Genomic DNA, 18,372 nt, shown 5'->3' on the forward strand with positions numbered 1-18,372 from the left:
CTCTTTTCCTTTGGTGGCAAACTGTATCATTATTCCGTTCCGGTACCCTATCTTGAAAACGAATATCTAAAAATTATCGGACTATTCCTGATTCATATCGCCTTGTTATGGGTGATGATCGCACAATATCAGATGCAAAATTCATGGAGAATCGGTATAGATGAAACACATAAAACCGAATTGCGTACCAACGGTATTTTCGGAATAAGCCGAAATCCTATCTTTTTAGGAATGATCATTAGTGTTTTGGGGCTTTTTATGATAGTTCCCAATGCCTTGACATTTTTCACAACATTGGCGACTTATTTTATTATTCAAGTACAGGTACGACTGGAAGAAGCCTTTCTGACAAAACAACATCCGGTAGATTATCCAAAATACACGCAAAAAGTAAAACGTTTTTTATAACCACTAACCTCAAGAAAATGAGAATTTTATTTTTAATTACCTTTATGATGCTTACTTCATTCACAGTCAATGCACAAGCGCAAAAAGCCGTTATCAAAACGACTATTACCTGTGATCACTGTAAAGAATGTGAAACCTGCGGACAATTGTTTGAAAAAAAACTAATCCGTCAGAAAGGGGTACAAATGGTAGCACTTAATGAAAAAGAAATGACCATTACCGTATTTTTTAACGCCAAAAAAACAGATCTTTCCGCTATACGAACTGCTATTAGTCAGCTGGGTTATGATGCCGACGATGTTAAAGCCGATCCAAAAGCTTATGAAGCCTTAGACGGTTGCTGCAAAGTATAAAAAACGGATGATCATTTATTCCTAATCCGAAAGTATTATGAAAAATGAAACACACAAACACGCTACCAACGGCGCAGATTGCTGTTCTGCTGATGCTAAAATAAACAATCAAAAAAAACAAACCCATGATCACGACCATGATCATGGGCACGATCACAATCACGACGAGGTTGCCGGGTGGAAAATGTTCCTACCGGCAATCCTGTCGTTCGTATTGCTAATGATCGCAATTGGAATAGACAACTATTTCCCTATCGCAATATTCACCGGGTGGGTTCGCGTTGGCTGGTACCTACTGGCCTATTTACCCGTGGGTTGGCCAGTATTAAAAGAAGCAATTCAAAACATGCGTAACGGAGCCTTTTTTACCGAATTTTTCCTGATGTCGATCGCAACACTGGGGGCTTTCTATATCGGGGAATATCCCGAAGGTGTGGCCGTAATGCTGTTTTATGCAATCGGTGAACTGTTCCAGACACTAGCCGTAACCCGTGCTAAATCGAATATTAAAGCCTTATTGGATCAAAGACCGGACACCGCAACGGTTATGGTCGATGGTAATCCGGTAACAAAAAAAGCAGCAACCATAACCATTGGTGAAATTATCCAACTAAAACCGGGCGAAAAAGTAGCCTTGGACGGTATTTTACTATCAGATTCGGCTACTTTTAATACAGCCGCCTTAACCGGCGAAAGTAAACCCGATACCAAACGCAAAGGTGACACGGTACTAGCCGGAATGATCAACCTCAACACTTCCGGTTTGGTCGAAGTAACAACTGCATATACCGACAGTAAATTGTCCAAAATTTTGGAGATGGTTCAGGAAGCAACAGCCAAAAAAGCCCCAACAGAATTGTTTATCCGTAAATTTGCGAATATCTACACCCCTATTGTAGTGTTTCTGGCTATCGGAATTTGCCTGTTACCGATGCTCTTTGTTTCCGATTATAATTTTAACGACTGGCTATACCGCGCACTCGTATTTCTGGTAGTTTCCTGTCCGTGTGCCTTGGTTATCTCTATTCCATTGGGCTATTTCGGCGGAATTGGTGCCGCCAGTAAAAATGGAATATTGTTTAAAGGCTCTACGTTTTTAGACACTATGGCTTCTATTCAGGCCGTAGTGATGGACAAAACCGGAACATTAACCAAAGGTGTTTTTAAGGTACAAGAGGTAGTTGCTTCGGGCTATACGGAACAAGAACTGGTACACTATACCGCTGCTTTGGAAACACATTCTACGCATCCGGTAGGAACGGCAATTATTGCGTATGCAAATGGTGGAGAAAAAGGTATTCCGGTAACCGAAGTGGAAGAAATTGCAGGACACGGACTAAAAGGTCGTATAAATGGTAAAACCATTCTGGCCGGAAATGTCAAATTGCTTCAAAAATTTAAGATTCCCTACGATACGGCTATTGAAAATACATCTTATACTATTATTACCGTTGCCATAGACGGACAATATGTCGGCTATTTTCTGATTTCGGATGAAATTAAGGAAGATGCGCCTCAGGCGATTGCTAATCTTCACCAACTGGGAATTCAAACCGTGATGCTATCGGGTGATAAACAAGCTGTTGTATCAGCTGTAGCCAACGAATTGCGTATTGATACGGCCTATGGCGATTTGTTACCGGAAGATAAAGTACGTCAGGTACAACAATTAAAAGATCGGAACCTAAAACTGGCTTTTGTGGGCGATGGTGTTAACGATGCTCCGGTAATTGCGTTGGCCGATGCCGGTATTGCTATGGGCGGACTGGGTAGCGATGCGACTATTGAAACGGCCGATATCGTCATTCAGAATGATCAACCATCGAAAATTCATACAGCAATTGCGATTGGTAAAAAAACCAAACAAATCGTATGGCAAAATATCGGTATGGCCTTTATTGTAAAAGCTGTCGTATTGATTCTTGGTGCCGGCGGACTCGCAACCATGTGGGAAGCCGTATTTGCCGATGTTGGTGTCGCACTTTTGGCGATCCTGAATGCCGTTCGGATACAAAAAATGAAGTTTTAACTTCTTAGAGTACACCTGACAGGTTTTGAAAACCTGTCAGGTGTTACTTTTTAGCAACAATCGTAAAATAGTATAACTCTTTCTCGAAATACTACAACAGTTGTATACATTCCGATCGATACCTTCGCATTTTAAATGAATTTATATGACACCCTTATCTCCTATTGAAACCGGTAAACAATTGCGAAAACCGGATGGCGAAAACGGAATTGCGATCGGTCGCGATATGAACCGTTCCAACCGTCTGATGTATACCGACCTTTTTACGTTACTCACCCTTAACGACCTCGACACCGTATTAGAAATCGGTTACGGAAACGGTATGCATTTTCCCGCTTATTTCGTGCCCGGAAAAGCCATTACTCTTTACGGAATGGACTATTCGGAAGTAATGCATCAGGAAGCTTTGCAAAATAACGCTTCGTTCGTTGCTGTAGGATCTCTAATCCCGGAATACGGTGATATTATAAACTGTTCCTATCCCGATAATAAATTTGATCATATTATAGCTTTAAACACGGTTTATTTTTGGGAACCATTGGAAAATTATCTGAACGTACTTTTCCGCATTTTAAAACCCGGTGGAAAATTATATATCGGTTATCGCCCGAAACACGTCCTACATCAGCTCGATTTTGTCCAGGAAGGCTTTGCGTTATACGATGCCGCTTTTTTAAATGATCAACTTGAAAAAGCCGGTTTTGAAATTGTACAGGAACACCAGCATAATTATTCCAAAATGACGGTTAACGGTCAGCCGCTTGAAAGTACCGATCTGGTAACCGTTTGTATAAAAAAAGAGGCTTAGAAAAGCCTCTTTTAATTATCCTCGGATCAGTTTTTTGTATTTGATACGGGTTGGTGTTAAATCGCCACCAAGACGTTTCTTTTTGTTTTCTTCATAATCGGAGAAACTTCCTTCGAAGAAATAGACCTGCGAATCACCTTCAAAAGCCAGGATATGCGTACAAATCCTGTCCAGGAACCAACGGTCGTGGGAAATTACTACCGCACATCCGGCGAAGTTTTCCAAACCTTCTTCCAACGCACGAAGCGTGTTGATATCCAAGTCGTTCGTAGGCTCATCCAGTAGCAATACGTTTCCTTCTTCTTTTAAAGTCATCGCCAAATGCAAACGGTTACGTTCTCCTCCGGAAAGCGTCGAAACCTTTTTGTTTTGATCACTTCCACCAAAGTTAAATCGTGACAAATACGCTCTTGAATTTACCTGACGACCGCCCATCATTACCAATTCCTGACCATCGCAAAAGTTTTCCCAGATGGATTTATTTGGATCGATATTCGAGTGTGACTGATCCACATAAGCGATTTTAGCCGTATCTCCGATAACAAATTCCCCATTATCCGGTGCTTCTTCTCCCATGATCATTCGGAAAATCGTTGATTTACCGGCACCATTCGGACCGATAATCCCTACGATTCCCGCTTGTGGCAAGGTAAAGTTTAGGTTTTCATATAATAGTTTGTCACCAAAAGCTTTCGAAACGTTTTTCGCTTCGATTACATTGGTTCCCAAACGCGGACCATTCGGGATGTAGATTTCCAGTTTCTCATCCAGTTCTTTTTGGTCTTCGTTTAATAATTTATCGTAGTTCTGTAAACGGGCTTTTTGTTTTGTCTGACGCCCTTTGGCTCCCTGACGTACCCAGTCTAACTCGCGCTCTAATGTTTTTCTACGTTTGGAAGCTACTTTTTCTTCCTGTTCCATACGTTTTGATTTCTGATCCAACCAAGACGAATAGTTTCCTTTCCACGGAATACCTTCACCGCGGTCTAACTCCAAAATCCATCCGGCTACGTTATCAAGGAAATAACGGTCGTGGGTTACGGCAATTACCGTTCCGGCATATTGTTGTAAGTGTTGCTCCAACCACAGTACGCTTTCCGCATCCAGGTGGTTGGTAGGCTCATCCAGTAACAATACATCCGGCTGTTGCAATAACAAACGACATAAAGCTACACGACGACGCTCTCCTCCGGACAATACTTTAATTGGGGTATCCGGTTCCGGCGTACGTAAGGCATCCATCGCGATTTCCAGTTTGGTATCCAGTTCCCACGCGCCTACCGCATCGATTTTGTCCTGAAGTTCGGCCTGACGGTCCATCAACTTCTGCATCTTGTCGGCATCTTCGTATACTTCCGGTAACCCGAACATATCGTTGATTTTGTTAAACTCGTCCAGAATCGCAACCGTTTCGGCTACTCCTTCGCGTACGATTTCAATAACAGTTTTGGTTTCGTCCAGTTGCGGTTCCTGCTCCAAATATCCAACCGTATAACCCGGTGCAAATACAACATCACCCTGGTAGTTTTTATCTACTCCGGCAATAATTTTTAATAAGGATGATTTACCAGAACCGTTTAATCCCAGGATACCAATTTTGGCTCCGTAGAAAAAGCTCAGGTAAATGTCTTTTAAAACCTGTTTGTTCGTGCTCGAGTAGGTTTTACTTACCCGGGACATCGAAAATATTACTTTCTTATCGTCTGACATATCAAAATGTGTTTAGTGTCTGTTCAGACAGCAAATATAAGTGAAATACGATAGAATAAAAATTACTGGGAGATTTATGGTTTTAACAACGAAAAACAAACAAAAGAAAATGATCAAAACGCTTTAAAAGCTTCAGGAATAATAACAGCTTATATACGCCAACAGAAAAAAAGATGACCAAATAGTCACCTTTTTTTAACGGATTACCGAAATACCGGCATCCACTTTTAGTTCTGTTCCATGAATATAGGAGGCTTCTTCTGAAGCGAGAAATAGTACCGCCTTGGCAATTTCCGAAGGTTCACCCTGTCGTTGAAACGGAATCGTCGGGATTAAGGCCGTAACAGCACTTTCAATCTGCTCGGCTGTGAGTCCTGTATTACTGTAAATATTGGTTTTAATATGACCGGGACTGATCCCGTTTACGCGAATCCCTTTGACGGTTAATTCGGCTGCAAAGGTTTTGATAAACGATTGTACCGCCGATTTTGCCGCGGAATACACCGAAAAATTAGCCATTCCTACTTCCGTCACAAAAGAAGTATTAAAAACAATACTACTTCCCGGTTGCAATAACGGCAAGAGTTGTTGTACGGTAAAAAAAGGCCCTTTTACCAGCATATCAAACAACTCGTCAAAATGAACCTCATCGGCCTGTTCGATAGTCGCAAACCGACCGTAACCGGCATTTAAAAAGACCAGATCAAGAGTATCAGTATAAGTATATACCTGTTGTTGCAATTGCATCAGATCCTGCATATTGCCCGCATTGGATATAATACCGTGGCAGTTCTGTCCTAATAATGCGACGGCTTTATTTACCGTTTCGGCACTACGCCCGGTAATGATCACCTGTCCGCCTTCGGCTATAAACTGACGCGCGGTGGCTAGTCCCATACCATTGGTTCCGCCGGTTATCAATGCAAATTTGTTTTGAAATCGCTGCATGGTTTTTATTTTTAATTACCCTGCAAAAATTGATAATCCGCCTCCTTTTTAAAACCCGAATCTTGCGGTTTATTAAAATACCTGTACCTCTACCGGAAAGGTCGACGAATAGCAGTTGACATAGGCATCATTAAAAAATACCCGTCCGTAGGCCACTAAAGCTACGTTTCCGGTATAAATAAGCGCTTTATTAATATAAATCCTGAAATTAAAACTCGTCGGTACGTTTAGATTATTGACGATCTCAAAATTGTTGGCACACGTATGTACTCCGTTAACAACATCATACGAAAAAATAAAATCATGCGGATTTCCTCCGGCTGAATTTAATACATCAACTGTAGCATAGTACTGGTTGTACGTTTGAGACTGCATTTTAAATGGAACCAATGTGAAGAAAAGTAAACACACGGTTTTTAGTAGTAATGGTTTCATAGTCTAATGGTTTTATGGTTACTATAATTTTATACGCAAAACGCCCCAATAATTGATTTTCTACGAGTACAGCACTGTCTTCGGTTCTGAATCATATCCTATGACCGTAATCCTATTTAGGGCAAAAATCAGTAAAACAAACCGTTACACTGAATTTAATCTCTAATATATCTCAAATAACGTAACCATAAAATCGCTACTAGTAGTGATTTTTAAGTTCTCAAATTGAGAATTTTATTTATATTTACATACTATTTTCCTGATTATGGAGTTGCTCAAATTCAATACGATGAAAAAGACCTGGCATCAGATTGCCCGGTATCACGACGGCAATACACCGCCTTCTTTTGAATTGGAAGTCTATAAAAAGTTATTAAACATCTTCCATATAGGCGATTTTTACTATTATATTGTAAACCTGCCCCATGTAGAAATTGAATTCGTTAGCGATACTGTAAAAAAGGTGTTGGGAATTGCTTGTACAGCTGATTTTAATGTCGATTATATTCTAACGAATATTCATCCGGACGATCAGAATCGTTTTATGAGGTACGAACAACAAGTCACTGCATTTTTTAATGCTTTACCACCGGGTAAGGTTTTAAAATACAAGGTGAGTTATGATTACCGTTTGCGATGTGCCGATGGTTCGTACAAATGGATACTGATGCAAACGATCACCATTCAAAGTGATGAAAAAGGATCGGTCATTCGCGTATTGGGAATACAAACGGATATTTCCCATATAAAAACCGATGCAATTCCTTCGGGACTTTCTTTTATCGGATTGGACGGAGAACCCTCCTATTTTAATGCTGTCGGCCAACAAATCAAACAACCGTTTTCCAACGCTCTTTTTACCAAACGGGAACGGCAGATTTTAGAATTGATCATCACTGGAAAAAATACTTGTGAAATTGCCGATTTACTCAACATTTCGATACATACGGTCAATACGCACCGCAAAAATATTATGGCAAAATCGGCTTGTAAAAGTCTGGTCGAGCTCGGTTCAAAAGCGATTCGTGAAGGCTGGATTTAACCCGGTATTTTTTCGACCAGTATTTCATTGCCAGACCGATCGTAATACGTACAGGTCTTTTTTTTCATATCCATAGTCCATTTTGCTATACCCGAACGGGCACAATCCGCACAAAAAGTCAGGTAGTCGGTTTGTCCCTGTTGATGTGCTTTTAACTCTTTTTTAAAGACGAGAAGATTAGTCTCCGGAGCAATTATAAGCGTTTCATACACCGGAGCCGCGCTTATTTGGTAATCATTGGTACCGTAATAAGTAGTGTGTCCATCGGAAACATAGGTTTCATAAAAAACCACACCCAAACCAATCAAGTCTTGAATATAATTCGGGAAATCGGCACCTGATTTTACTTTTGCATGTGCCGTTTTAATCTGTTCCAGTGTAAACATCATACTATTTTTAGATACTCAAATATACTATTTTCCGATAGTTTTGGCATCCTGTTCCTGTTTTAATTGTAAGGCGCGCTGCAGGAAACTTTGGGTCGCAATTTTATTTTCGGCTTCGGTAATCGCTGCCAACAAAGCATTCTGATTATCTGCGATTTCGTTTAAAGCGATACGAATAACCTCCCATACGGGTTTCATCTGTTCGATTAGCTCCATTCCTTTGGATGTTAAAAGTATACGACGTTTGCGTTCGTCATCTTTATCTTTTACGGAACGGATCAGTTTTTGTTTTTCGAGTTCTTTTAGCAAACTAATCGTAGACGGATGTGTATATCCAATCTCATTTGCGATTTCTACGACACTGAGCATTTCTTTATGGTACAAAGTATAAATCACAGGAAACCATTTCGGTTCAAATGCGATGCCATAGGCCTTATAAACCTGTGCTCCATCTTTACGGAGTTGTTCACTAAGGCGTTGTAACCTTGTCGAAATGGCTAATATTCCGGATTCATCAATTATATTCATGGCTATTTGTCAAGATTTAAATGGCAAAATACATTATCGGCACTCATTAACGGAAAAGCATCCGGTAAGTCCTTTTTTTCAATCCGTACAAAGTTATTCTTTTCGTAGAAACGCAGTGCGGCTTCCAAAATCGTAATCGTTCCCAGATACAGGTGTTGTATTCCGTTTTTACGACAATAGGCTATTAAAATATCGAGTAATTGTTGGGCGATACCGTATTCTTTTCCGCGAAATTCTTTTTTGACAAACATTTTCCGAATCGCTCCTTCCTGATCGGCATACTTGATCAAAGCAATAGTCCCTACGAGTTCGCCGTTGTGAAAAGCGCCCCAAAAAGCACCTCCGCCCTGATAATAAAAGGCTTCTATTTGTAGCAGATCCGGTTGATCTTCTATTGTAATCGGGACGTTAAACTCTTTTTGCTGAATACTTAAAATCAGGTCTATTGCCTCAGTCGAGTATTCATTTCCGATGGGTTGAATGCTAATTTTCATAGTTGTTTTATATTTACAAGACAAAACTACGTAGTTGAATACATAAATACAAAAACTTTAACACTTCAAAATATCACAAAACCTGACAGGTATTTGAGACCTGTCAGGTGTAAAACGTATAAGCTGATAAAATTTATCACGTTTTTTTAATCATCATTCTATGATCAAAACCCCATTGTACCAAGGCTTCAATAACCGGAATAACCGATTTTCCATAGTCTGTCAGCGCATAGGTTACGGTAATCGGACGCGTATCCTGAATCGTTCGGGTAACCAGTTCGTTTATTTCGAGTTCTTTTAATTCTTTGCTCAACATTTTAGCTGATATCCCTTGTATTCCGCGTTCCATCATTTTAAAATGAACCAACTTATCCTGTCGGTTTTTCAGGTAAATCAAAATCAACAATTTCCATTTTCCACCGAGGATTTCCAGGCTGTCCCGAATGGCAAAAAGCTCTTCGCTACAGCTGGTTTCGCGAATTATCCCCTGATCTTTTATTTGTGTCATAGTTTCTTCCGGGTAACTAGTTACGTAAAGTTAACTAGTAACAAATTTATAGTATTTCCGTTTTATTTTTACCAAAAAATCATTCTATGCAAACCATACCCCGACGCGTGGTTACCGGAATAAAAGACGGAAAATCCACGATTATTGAAGATCAAACGGTACAGAATGCCGTTGAACATTTTAAAGGACTTATTATTTCGGATATCTGGAATACGCAGGAAATGCCTGCCCATCTGGACAACGAAGCTCTTATTCCAAATACCGCGTTCCCACAAACACCAAAAAACGGAACCTATTTCCGTTATGTTACCATTCCGCCCGATAGTGCTCTGGGGCTTACCGTTCAACCGGGAGAACCGCATCCGCTGATGCATCAAACCGATACCTTGGATTATATTATTATTCTTTCCGGAGAATTGTATCTGATTATGGAAGAAGGCGAAACGGTATTAAAACCCGGTGATATCGTAATTCAGAAAGGAACGAATCATGCGTGGAGCAACCGTTCGGATCAGCCTTGTATTCAATTGGCGATCCTGATTGATGCGAAAACTGATTCATAATCATACCTGACCGGTTTTAGAAACCTGTCAGGTATCAACTAACTATTTTCGTTCCAATAATAACTGTCAGGATAAATCCGTTGTCCGAAGATGGCTGTGCCTACTCTAACGATGGTCGCGCCTTCTTCGATTGCCGTTTCCAGATCACCACTCATTCCCATCGAAAGTTCTTTCATTTCGACATTAGGAAGTTTTAGAGCCTTAATTTGTTCCTGCACTTGTTTGAGTATACGGAAACACTGTCGGACTTTTTCGGTTTCGGCACTAAACAATCCTATAGTCATTAATCCTTTTATTTGTAAGGTTTCGAATTGTGCTACTTCTTGTACCAAGTCTATTGCTTTGTCCGGAGAAACACCAAATTTGCTCTCTTCCATGGAAGTATTGACCTGAATCAGTACTTCCATTGTTTTCTTTTCAAACAACAAACGCTGGTGTAATTTTACCGCTAAATCCAAACGATCCAACGATTGAATACAGGAAATATCGTATTTTAAAATGTCTTTAATTTTATTGGTCTGTAAGTGTCCGATAAAATGGTTTGTATGCGGAATGGCTTTTAAATCCAGGTATTTTTCTTTGATTTCCTGTACTTTATTCTCCCCTATTACCGATTGGCCGGCTTCTAATGCCACTTTAATCCGATTGGCCGGTACTGTTTTTGTTGCCAATAACAAACGGATTTCGGCCGGATCCCGTTTGCTTTGAATCGCTGCTTTTTTTATCCGATCGATTATTTCTTCCAGATTGGTCAGGATTTGTTTTTCCATATTCTGATTTACATTACGTAGTATCTATTGAGGCCGGAAATGGATTCGAACCATTGTATAAGGTTTTGCGCACCTTCGCCTAACCACTCGGCTATCCGGCCTTTGTTTTATAAAAACGGCAAACCATTGTAATTTGCCGTTTTGAATTTTAGTGCCACCAATGGTAGTAATTATGCAGTCCATCGTATTCAAAACCACATCGTGGATAGAGTTTGTTTCCGATAGCATTGGTTTTTTCAGTTTCCAGCATCAACCCACAGGCACCGGTTTCGGCACACCATTGCTTACTGCGATCAATTAAAGCGACCGACAAGCCTTGTCCTCTATAATCCGGATGCACAAACAAATCGCTTAATAACCATTGTTTTTGCAATTTTGTGTAATGGAATAACTTATAAAGCTGTACAAATCCGACGGCTTTTTCGTTAACCACTGCCAGAAAAATATCCGATTCACTGTTTAAAAAACGTTCCTTTAGAAATGCTTTCCCTTTTTCGACATCCGATTCCTGTCGGTAAAAAACACGGTAAAGGTCAAATAAGGCAGCCGTTTCGTCCAGATCTTCCAGGCTCGCTTTTTTAATTTTGTAATTCATAGTTCTATAATTATTTTGATTTTACAGGACAAAAGTATTTCTAAATAGGACTACCTTTGTAATCCAGTTTAAACACACAAAGTAGTCCAGATGATTCCGTTCGAACATATTATCTCCATTGATAAAACGAGTAAAATCCCAGTCTACCGGCAAATTGCCATGGGTATCAGTACCGCTATCCGAAATGGTGCTTTAAAAGCGGGAATGCTGCTTCCGGGTAGTCGGGAACTGGCAAAAACCTTACAGGTACACCGCAAAACGGTTATCGCGGCTTACGACGAGTTACAGGCACAGGACTGGATTAATGTTGTTCCGCGAAAACAGGTTAGCGTTTCGGAACGAATTCCGTCACTCCGGCCACAATCCTGGGAAAACACCACTTCTCGGACCGGATATACCAATAATCTGGAGCTTCCGTTTCGTCACATCATTGAAAATACGGATCATTATTCGACCTCTAAAATCCCCGATATCACTATAGACGACGGACATCCCGATGTACGGTTATCGCCTATTGCCGCTTTACTAAAAACCTATCGTTCGAATACCGCCCGCAAATATGCCATTAAAACCGCCAATACCGGTACGGCGCAGGGAACTCCTAAACTTCGGGAAACATTGGTTTCGTATTTATCGGAAACCCGCGGTTTAAATTGTACTGCCGACAACATACTGATCACACACGGAGCACAGATGAGTATTTATCTGTCCGCTCAGTTGTTGTTAGATTCCAATGCGCTTATTATTGTGGGTCAGCCCAATTATCCCGTAGCCGATCAGGTTTTTCAGCAAACCGGAGCGCAACTGCTAAAAGTAAATGTTGATACCAACGGTATCGATACCGATGCCATCGAGTTGATTTGTCAGAAGGAAAAAATTAATGCCGTTTATGTGGTGCCACATCATCATTATCCGACAACAGTTACCCTTAGCGTAGAAAGACGCATAAAATTACTGGAACTATCCAAACAGTATTCTTTTGTGATTATTGAGGACGATTACGACTACGACTATCATTATACCTCATCCCCTTACCTTCCATTGGCAAGCAGCGGACATAACGGGAATGTAATTTATATCGGTTCTTTTTCAAAAATATTGGATCCATCGCTCCGAATGGGATTTATGATCGCTCCGCAAAATTTTATTGTTCAGTGTACCGCACTCCGAAAGTTAATTGATGTTGGCGGTGATGGTTATATGCAGAATGCACTGGCAACACTGATACAGGACGGAGAACTCAAACGACATCTTAAAAAAGCAAAAAAATGCTACCATCAACGCAGGGATTTTCTGGATGCTTTGTTACAGGAGCACCTTAGTCCGTATATTTCCTATACCTTACCATCCGGTGGTATGGCTATCTGGATCCGGTTACGCGAGGGTTATTCTTTATCCCGTTTACAAACAACCGATCATTTCCATATCGCAAGAATGGATGCTACACAAAATGCTTTCCGTTTTGGATTTGCCTCTTTAAACGAAACCGAATTAACCGAAGCGGTTTTATATTTAAAGTCAATATTGAATCACACCTGACAGGTTTTGGAAATCTGTCAGGGGTGAAACTGATGATCAAATTTTCAATATCCTCCACATATTGGTGGCTCTATTTTTTTTATTGTTCCGAATTTTTTCAGAAATTTTTCTCTGTTTTTCTTATCATATACATATCGATCAATAAATTTCTGATCCCATTCAGCGACAATACTTGAAAAATCGGTTCCGATGAAGCTTTCAATTTCTGACTTTGTTACATTAACTTCGTACAGTTCTCTTTTATAAGGTAATGTAATAGTTACACTATCTATAAAATTTAGCTTTTTCATTAACATAACACTTCCTTCTACAAGTGCTTTTTCAATTGCATTTCCCGTTTCCCAATACGCTGCCAAATCCGCTTCCGTTAATGTTGATTGAGGATTCAATTCTTTATACTCAATATAATTTTGAACATAAGTTATATGCGCCTTGCTTTTAGTTAATACTACTTCTTTTACAGATCCTCCTGCTCTCAATCTTGAAGCTTCTAGTTTTAAAGTTTCAAGATTTTCACCCTCCTTATATTCCGGCTTTTTTATTATTTCCTTTTCTACATTTTTTTCATTGTGATGATCACAACCTGTCAAAGTCATCATAACTATGATTTGAAATAACGCAATTTTTCTCATGGTATCTAATATGTTTTATGATAAATTATTTTTCACAAAACACACCAATAATTTTCTTATTTTCTTACGGATAACCATAATTAACACCTGACAGGTTTTGGAAACCTGTCAGGTGTTTTAAATAGATGATCAAATTTTTAATCCCTTCGGTGAATCTGGACAACGGGAACACGCTTCCGTTCTGTTAATTTCACTTTTTTTGTTGTAAGATATTTTTTATTTGAGTTAATTTGAGTAGTTCCGTTTTTCTGAAATAACACGTATTATATGCCCGAAACAACTTATAAATTAGACAATCCGGTTTATTACTCCTTAACCGAAATACACCAGCCATTTGCCCTTGAATTGGACGGTATTCACTATTATCATCCCGATTTTTGTCCATTTGGTGGTTTTATACAGCCATTATCGACCGAAAAAGGTGTCGCACACTATGCCCGGTTAACCGACAACTTTTTTATTGTGGGCGAAAGACCATCTTATGACGATACGATACAACTGGTAAATGAATTGGTTTGTGATCAGATGGTATTGTTGCAACCAATTTCTGTAGTTTCTGAGGATGAAATCATTACTTTGGATACAACGCATAAAGAAGCACTACTACAACTCGTAAATTTGGTACAACCCGGCTATTTTAAAACCAGAACACCTGAAATGGGAAACTATTATGGTATTTTTAAAGACGGTATTTTAGTAGCCGTTACCGGCGAACGCATGAAAATGGATCAGTATACCGAAATAAGTGCTGTGGTAACACATCCGGTGCATACCGGAAAAGGGTATGCTTCTCAACTGGTAGCATATGCTGCAGATCGTATTTTTCAGGAAAATAAAATACCGTATCTGCATGTCGCTTCATCCAATACCAGAGCGATTAACGTTTATCAGAAACTGGGTTTTACCACACGTCGCAAAATCAGTTTTTGGAATCTTACTTCTCAATAAATCAAATATGAAATTTCAATTACTACTATGCTCCTTATTCACCATTGTCGCTCAGGCGCAATCGGAAAATGATTATTATAAATTTTCGACCGATTTGTATCACAATCTCGAAAAAGACACCACCGCCTGGAAATACCAAATGAATGCCACCTATTTTTCGATAAGCGGTTACTATAAAAAAGCGTTGGAAATATGGGACAAAAACGGTTTTCGGAAACCCGCGCCATTAACAGCTTCTGATAGTCTGCTGTTTGCAAAATCCAAACCGTTAAATGCCCGGGATTATATTCTTAACCGTTCTAAAAACGAATCGCTCATTGTGATCAATGAAGCGCATACCAATGCCCGGCACCGGACATTTACGCAGTCTTTGTTAAAAGGATTGTATGATAACGGTTACCGTTACCTTGGATTGGAAGCGTTGCACGATACGCTTATCAACAAACGGGAATTCCCGATACTGGACAGTGGTTTTTATACCCGGGAACCGGAATTCGGAAACCTGCTATCCGAAGCCTTAAAAATCGGTTTTACGGTATTTGGGTACGAGGCATCCGATGGCAAAAACGGAAAAGAGCGCGAAATCGAACAGGCACAAAACATCAAACGATTCATCGACAGTCATCCCAAAGGAAAAGTACTGATTCACTGCGGACACGATCATGTTTTTGAAAACGAATATAAACCCTGGGAAAAAGCCATGACTGGTCGGTTAAAAGAATATATGGGAATCGATCCGTTTACGATTAATCAGGCACTTTTCCCGGAAAAAGGAAATCCAGAGCTCAACCATCCTTTTGTAAAAGGCATCCCCAAAAAAGAAACAGTCGTATTGCAACTGGAATCCGGAGCTATCTTTAATGGCTTATCCAATCCGAAACAAACCGATATTGTCGTACTACATCCCGAAACAAACTATCCGAACAACCGACCGGATTGGCTTCAAGACGGTAGCATTTTGTACACCGTTCCGAAGAAAAAGATCAAAAATACACCGGTATTGGTTACCGCCTATCGCGCTAAAGAATACGATCAGAAAGGTATCCCGGCCGATATTGTCGAAATTAACGGAAAAGAAATACCGCCGCTATATCTGAAACCGGGGACTTATGACATCATCCTTAAAGACAAAAACTATACAATCACCGAGCGCTATACGATTACTTTAAAATAAGTATTTTTAATACCCGGATAAACAGTATTTGTTATGAAACACCTTTTTTGGATAATCGGATTACTGCTAACAGGCTCTTTCGCTGTATTTTCACAACCTGCGATAGCTTCCGAAAGCGCTTATACCATCCAGGATAGCGTACAGATTCCGACCCGAAGTGGTGTTTCGATTTCGGCTATTATTGTCCGAAAAAAAACGAATACGGTACCATTACCGGCTGTTCTTTTTTATACGACCTATTATCAGAATGCCAATGATGCGACTTTCGGCAAAAAATCAGCCGATCGCGATTATGTCGGTATTGTAGCCTATGCACGGGGAATTAAAACCAATCTGAAGCAGTATGCGCCCTATGAACACGAAGGTACCGATGTTTACGATATCATCGACTGGATTAGTAAACAATCGTGGTGCGATGGAACTGTAGGAATGTACGGCGGCAGTTATACCGGGTATTCCCAATGGGCAACGGTTAAAAACTGTCATCCGGCTTTAAAAACCATCGTTCCGCAAGTGGCCGTTATGCCCGGTTATGATATGCCGATGGAAAACAATGTACAGCTGAATTCCGGTTTGTACTGGTCGCACGACAATATTTATAAAAAAGAACCGCTACCACGAAGTTTGCCGTTTGAATGGTTTGAAAAAGGTATCGCTTTTAAGGAAATGGATAGTCTGGCAGGCTATAAAAATCCGATATTTCAAAAATGGCTTACCCATCCGGATTATGATAATTACTGGCAATCGATGGTTCCCACACCCGAAGAATACGCCCGAATTGCCATTCCGATACTATCGACCACCGGTTATTACGACGGAGCGCAAATCGGAGCCCTTCAGTATTTTAAACTGCATCATAAATACAATAAAAATGCAAACCACTATTTTGTAATCGGTCCGTATGATCATTGGGGCGGACAACGCAAAGCCGCCAAAAAATTAATGGGCTACGACATCGATCCGGTTGCCGATGTCAGTATGATGGAACTCGCCTATCAATGGTTGGATTATATCCTGAAAGGAAAACCCAAACCGGAATTACTAAAAGACAAAATCAATTATCAGGTTATGGGTACCAATACGTGGCGACATGCACCATCGCTGGAAAAGATCAATACCGATACGCTTACCTTTTACCTGAATGGTAAAACACTGACTTCCGTTCGGCCGAAAATCCGAAAATCTGAAAAACAAATCCTCGATTTTAAGAATCGGGAACAACAAAACAATTATTATACTCCGGAGATCCTGTTTAAAAATCTGGATGTTAGTGGCGGATTGCTTTATACAACACCGGCTTTTGAGCAGAGCTTTACGATTAACGGCTCTTTTATCGGAAAATTATCGGCTACAATTTCCAAAAAAGATATGGATATTTCGGCTGCATTATATGAACTACTACCGGATGGAAATTATTTTTTCCTGACCCGTTATGTTGGTCGTGCCAGTTATGCTAAAAACCCTTCGAAACGACAGCTTTTACAACCCGGAAAAAAAGAGCTTATCCCATTTGAAAATACCCGGTTTGTCAGTAAAAAAATAAATGCCGGCAGCCGATTGGTACTTTTCCTAAATAGCAACAAACACCCGTTTGAGATAATCAATTACGGTTCCGGAAAAGCAGTTGCCTCCGAAACCCTGCACGATGCCGGCAAGCCATTGCAAATCGAATGGCACAACGATAGTTATATTCGGATTCCGGTTGCAAAAGAATAAACAAACACACCTGACCGGTTTTAAAAACCGGTCAGGTGTCTAACCCCAAAATCATCTATGATATCCAAACAAAATCCTGTCGTTTATTTCGAAATTCCCGTTACCGATCTGGATCGGGCGATACGGTTTTATACCGCTGTTTTCGGTTTTACTTTTGAAAAAACAATTATTGATCATAATGAAATGGCGCTTTTTCCCTTATCGGATGCGTTACCCGGCATTTCCGGAGCATTGGCAAAAGGAGAAATTTATAACCCAACGTTGGATGGTGTGGTGCTTTATTTTCATTCCGATGCGATCGAAAAGACACTTGAAAAAGCAATCGCCAATGGCGGAGCAGCATTATATCCGAAAACGTCTAATGGCGAATTGGGTTTTGTGGCCGAGTTTAAAGATTCGGAAGGGAATCGTATTGCCTTACACCAACCTGCAGATTAATTCCATCTGGAATTATTTTTATTCTGATCTTTTATCATCTTTTTACACCTGACAGGTTTTAAAAACCTGTCAGGTGTGGCTGAAGTATATAAAAAACAAAACCCGAAACGTATGTTTCGGGTTTTGTTGTATCGTGAAAAGAATATTATACTCTTCCCTTTAAAGCATTAAATACCCATGCAATGGCAAAAAATCCGATTCCTACCGCTCCAAATCCCCATCCGGCTACATCGGCATATCGGTAAACTGCCAGTCCGATTAATAATAATCCCATTAAAACCATTATCAGAGTGGCCCACCCTAAAATGGTATTTTTATTCATGCCCATATTCTTTAGTTTTTTTGAAT

Annotated in this window: 22 protein-coding genes and 1 tRNA gene; 11 read left to right on the forward strand and 12 right to left on the reverse strand. The window is 40.1% G+C overall.

What is annotated here, in order from left to right:
* From Q1R07_RS00915 to Q1R07_RS00930, 4 genes are all read left to right on the forward strand, one after another.
* Nucleotides 1-408: methyltransferase (locus Q1R07_RS00915; protein ID WP_300485037.1), on the forward strand; the 408-nt coding region annotated here is incomplete at its 5' end.
* Nucleotides 409-425: 17 nt separating this feature from the next.
* A complete protein-coding gene (locus tag Q1R07_RS00920) occupies nt 426-761 on the forward strand; it encodes a cation transporter (RefSeq protein WP_300485039.1) in 336 nt (111 codons plus the stop codon).
* A 37-nt stretch (nt 762-798) separates the two neighbouring features.
* The gene (locus Q1R07_RS00925; protein ID WP_300485041.1) at nt 799-2,790 is read left to right on the forward strand and encodes a heavy metal translocating P-type ATPase; all 1,992 of its coding nucleotides are present in this window, start codon (nt 799-801) and stop codon (nt 2,788-2,790) included.
* 145 nt (nt 2,791-2,935) lie between these two features.
* Nucleotides 2,936-3,598, forward strand: a complete 663-nt coding sequence (locus tag Q1R07_RS00930) for a methyltransferase domain-containing protein (RefSeq protein ID WP_300485043.1) — start codon at nt 2,936-2,938, stop codon at nt 3,596-3,598.
* Nucleotides 3,599-3,613: 15 nt separating this feature from the next.
* Here Q1R07_RS00930 and ettA read toward each other — a convergent pair whose 3' ends face one another.
* The 3 genes from ettA to Q1R07_RS00945 form a co-directional block, all read right to left on the reverse strand.
* Nucleotides 3,614-5,308: an energy-dependent translational throttle protein EttA gene (gene ettA / locus Q1R07_RS00935; RefSeq protein WP_300485045.1), complete on the reverse strand. Its 1,695-nt coding sequence runs from the start codon at nt 5,306-5,308 to the stop codon at nt 3,614-3,616.
* Nucleotides 5,309-5,503: 195 nt separating this feature from the next.
* On the reverse strand, nt 5,504-6,256 hold the full coding sequence (locus tag Q1R07_RS00940) for an SDR family oxidoreductase (RefSeq protein ID WP_300485046.1): 753 nt from the start codon (nt 6,254-6,256) through the stop codon (nt 5,504-5,506).
* 72 nt (nt 6,257-6,328) lie between these two features.
* Entirely contained in the window at nt 6,329-6,691 is a 363-nt protein-coding gene (locus tag Q1R07_RS00945; RefSeq protein WP_300485048.1) for a hypothetical protein, read from the reverse strand.
* Between the two features lie 289 nt (nt 6,692-6,980).
* Between Q1R07_RS00945 and Q1R07_RS00950 the strand changes: the two genes are divergently transcribed.
* Nucleotides 6,981-7,733 (forward strand): LuxR C-terminal-related transcriptional regulator, encoded by a 753-nt coding sequence (locus tag Q1R07_RS00950; protein WP_300485050.1) that lies wholly within the window; start codon nt 6,981-6,983, stop codon nt 7,731-7,733.
* Here the strand turns inward: Q1R07_RS00950 and Q1R07_RS00955 are convergent.
* From Q1R07_RS00955 to Q1R07_RS00970, 4 genes are all read right to left on the reverse strand, one after another.
* Nucleotides 7,730-8,122, reverse strand: coding sequence for a DUF1398 family protein (locus Q1R07_RS00955; protein ID WP_366526326.1), 393 nt, complete (start codon nt 8,120-8,122; stop codon nt 7,730-7,732). The genes Q1R07_RS00950 and Q1R07_RS00955 overlap by 4 nt on opposite strands.
* A 24-nt stretch (nt 8,123-8,146) precedes the next feature.
* Nucleotides 8,147-8,647 (reverse strand): MarR family transcriptional regulator, encoded by a 501-nt coding sequence (locus tag Q1R07_RS00960; protein WP_300485052.1) that lies wholly within the window; start codon nt 8,645-8,647, stop codon nt 8,147-8,149.
* A gap of 2 nt (nt 8,648-8,649) precedes the next feature.
* The gene (locus Q1R07_RS00965; protein WP_300485054.1) at nt 8,650-9,141 is read right to left on the reverse strand and encodes a GNAT family N-acetyltransferase; all 492 of its coding nucleotides are present in this window, start codon (nt 9,139-9,141) and stop codon (nt 8,650-8,652) included.
* Nucleotides 9,142-9,277: 136 nt separating this feature from the next.
* Nucleotides 9,278-9,649: a helix-turn-helix domain-containing protein gene (locus tag Q1R07_RS00970; protein WP_300485056.1), complete on the reverse strand. Its 372-nt coding sequence runs from the start codon at nt 9,647-9,649 to the stop codon at nt 9,278-9,280.
* A gap of 86 nt (nt 9,650-9,735) precedes the next feature.
* Here Q1R07_RS00970 and Q1R07_RS00975 point away from each other — a divergent pair, with 86 nt between their 5' ends.
* Nucleotides 9,736-10,212, forward strand: a complete 477-nt coding sequence (locus Q1R07_RS00975) for a cupin domain-containing protein (protein ID WP_300485058.1) — start codon at nt 9,736-9,738, stop codon at nt 10,210-10,212.
* A 38-nt stretch (nt 10,213-10,250) separates the two neighbouring features.
* Here Q1R07_RS00975 and Q1R07_RS00980 read toward each other — a convergent pair whose 3' ends face one another.
* From Q1R07_RS00980 to Q1R07_RS00990, 3 genes are all read right to left on the reverse strand, one after another.
* Nucleotides 10,251-10,982 (reverse strand): YggS family pyridoxal phosphate-dependent enzyme, encoded by a 732-nt coding sequence (locus tag Q1R07_RS00980; RefSeq protein ID WP_300485060.1) that lies wholly within the window; start codon nt 10,980-10,982, stop codon nt 10,251-10,253.
* Between the two features lie 30 nt (nt 10,983-11,012).
* A tRNA-Cys gene (locus Q1R07_RS00985) sits at nt 11,013-11,083 on the reverse strand.
* Between the two features lie 47 nt (nt 11,084-11,130).
* Complete coding sequence (locus Q1R07_RS00990) at nt 11,131-11,577, reverse strand: GNAT family N-acetyltransferase (RefSeq protein ID WP_300485061.1); 447 nt, start codon at nt 11,575-11,577, stop codon at nt 11,131-11,133.
* Nucleotides 11,578-11,667: 90 nt separating this feature from the next.
* On the opposite strand from Q1R07_RS00990, the gene Q1R07_RS00995 reads away from it, so the two are divergent.
* The gene (locus tag Q1R07_RS00995; RefSeq protein ID WP_300485063.1) at nt 11,668-13,116 is read left to right on the forward strand and encodes a PLP-dependent aminotransferase family protein; all 1,449 of its coding nucleotides are present in this window, start codon (nt 11,668-11,670) and stop codon (nt 13,114-13,116) included.
* Nucleotides 13,117-13,160: 44 nt separating this feature from the next.
* Here the strand turns inward: Q1R07_RS00995 and Q1R07_RS01000 are convergent, their stop codons facing one another.
* On the reverse strand, nt 13,161-13,748 hold the full coding sequence (locus Q1R07_RS01000) for a hypothetical protein (protein WP_300485065.1): 588 nt from the start codon (nt 13,746-13,748) through the stop codon (nt 13,161-13,163).
* A gap of 267 nt (nt 13,749-14,015) precedes the next feature.
* Between Q1R07_RS01000 and Q1R07_RS01005 the strand changes: the two genes are divergently transcribed.
* Genes Q1R07_RS01005 through Q1R07_RS01020 form a run of 4 tightly spaced genes read left to right on the forward strand, consistent with a single transcriptional unit; the run spans nt 14,016 to nt 18,024 of the window.
* Complete coding sequence (locus tag Q1R07_RS01005) at nt 14,016-14,696, forward strand: GNAT family N-acetyltransferase (RefSeq protein ID WP_300485066.1); 681 nt, start codon at nt 14,016-14,018, stop codon at nt 14,694-14,696.
* 7 nt (nt 14,697-14,703) lie between these two features.
* Nucleotides 14,704-15,870: a hypothetical protein gene (locus tag Q1R07_RS01010; RefSeq protein ID WP_300485069.1), complete on the forward strand. Its 1,167-nt coding sequence runs from the start codon at nt 14,704-14,706 to the stop codon at nt 15,868-15,870.
* Between the two features lie 33 nt (nt 15,871-15,903).
* On the forward strand, nt 15,904-17,586 hold the full coding sequence (locus Q1R07_RS01015) for a CocE/NonD family hydrolase (protein WP_300485071.1): 1,683 nt from the start codon (nt 15,904-15,906) through the stop codon (nt 17,584-17,586).
* Between the two features lie 57 nt (nt 17,587-17,643).
* Nucleotides 17,644-18,024 carry a VOC family protein gene (locus tag Q1R07_RS01020; RefSeq protein WP_300485073.1) on the forward strand — a complete coding sequence of 127 codons (381 nt, stop codon included), beginning with the start codon at nt 17,644-17,646 and terminating at the stop codon, nt 18,022-18,024.
* A 145-nt stretch (nt 18,025-18,169) separates the two neighbouring features.
* Here the strand turns inward: Q1R07_RS01020 and Q1R07_RS01025 are convergent, their stop codons facing one another.
* A complete protein-coding gene (locus tag Q1R07_RS01025; protein WP_136401298.1) occupies nt 18,170-18,352 on the reverse strand; it encodes a CAL67264 family membrane protein in 183 nt (60 codons plus the stop codon).
* Nucleotides 18,353-18,372: the final 20 nt, after the last annotated feature.

It is taken from the genome of Flavobacterium sp. (assembly GCF_030146175.1).
Lineage (GTDB): Bacteria > Bacteroidota > Bacteroidia > Flavobacteriales > Flavobacteriaceae > Flavobacterium.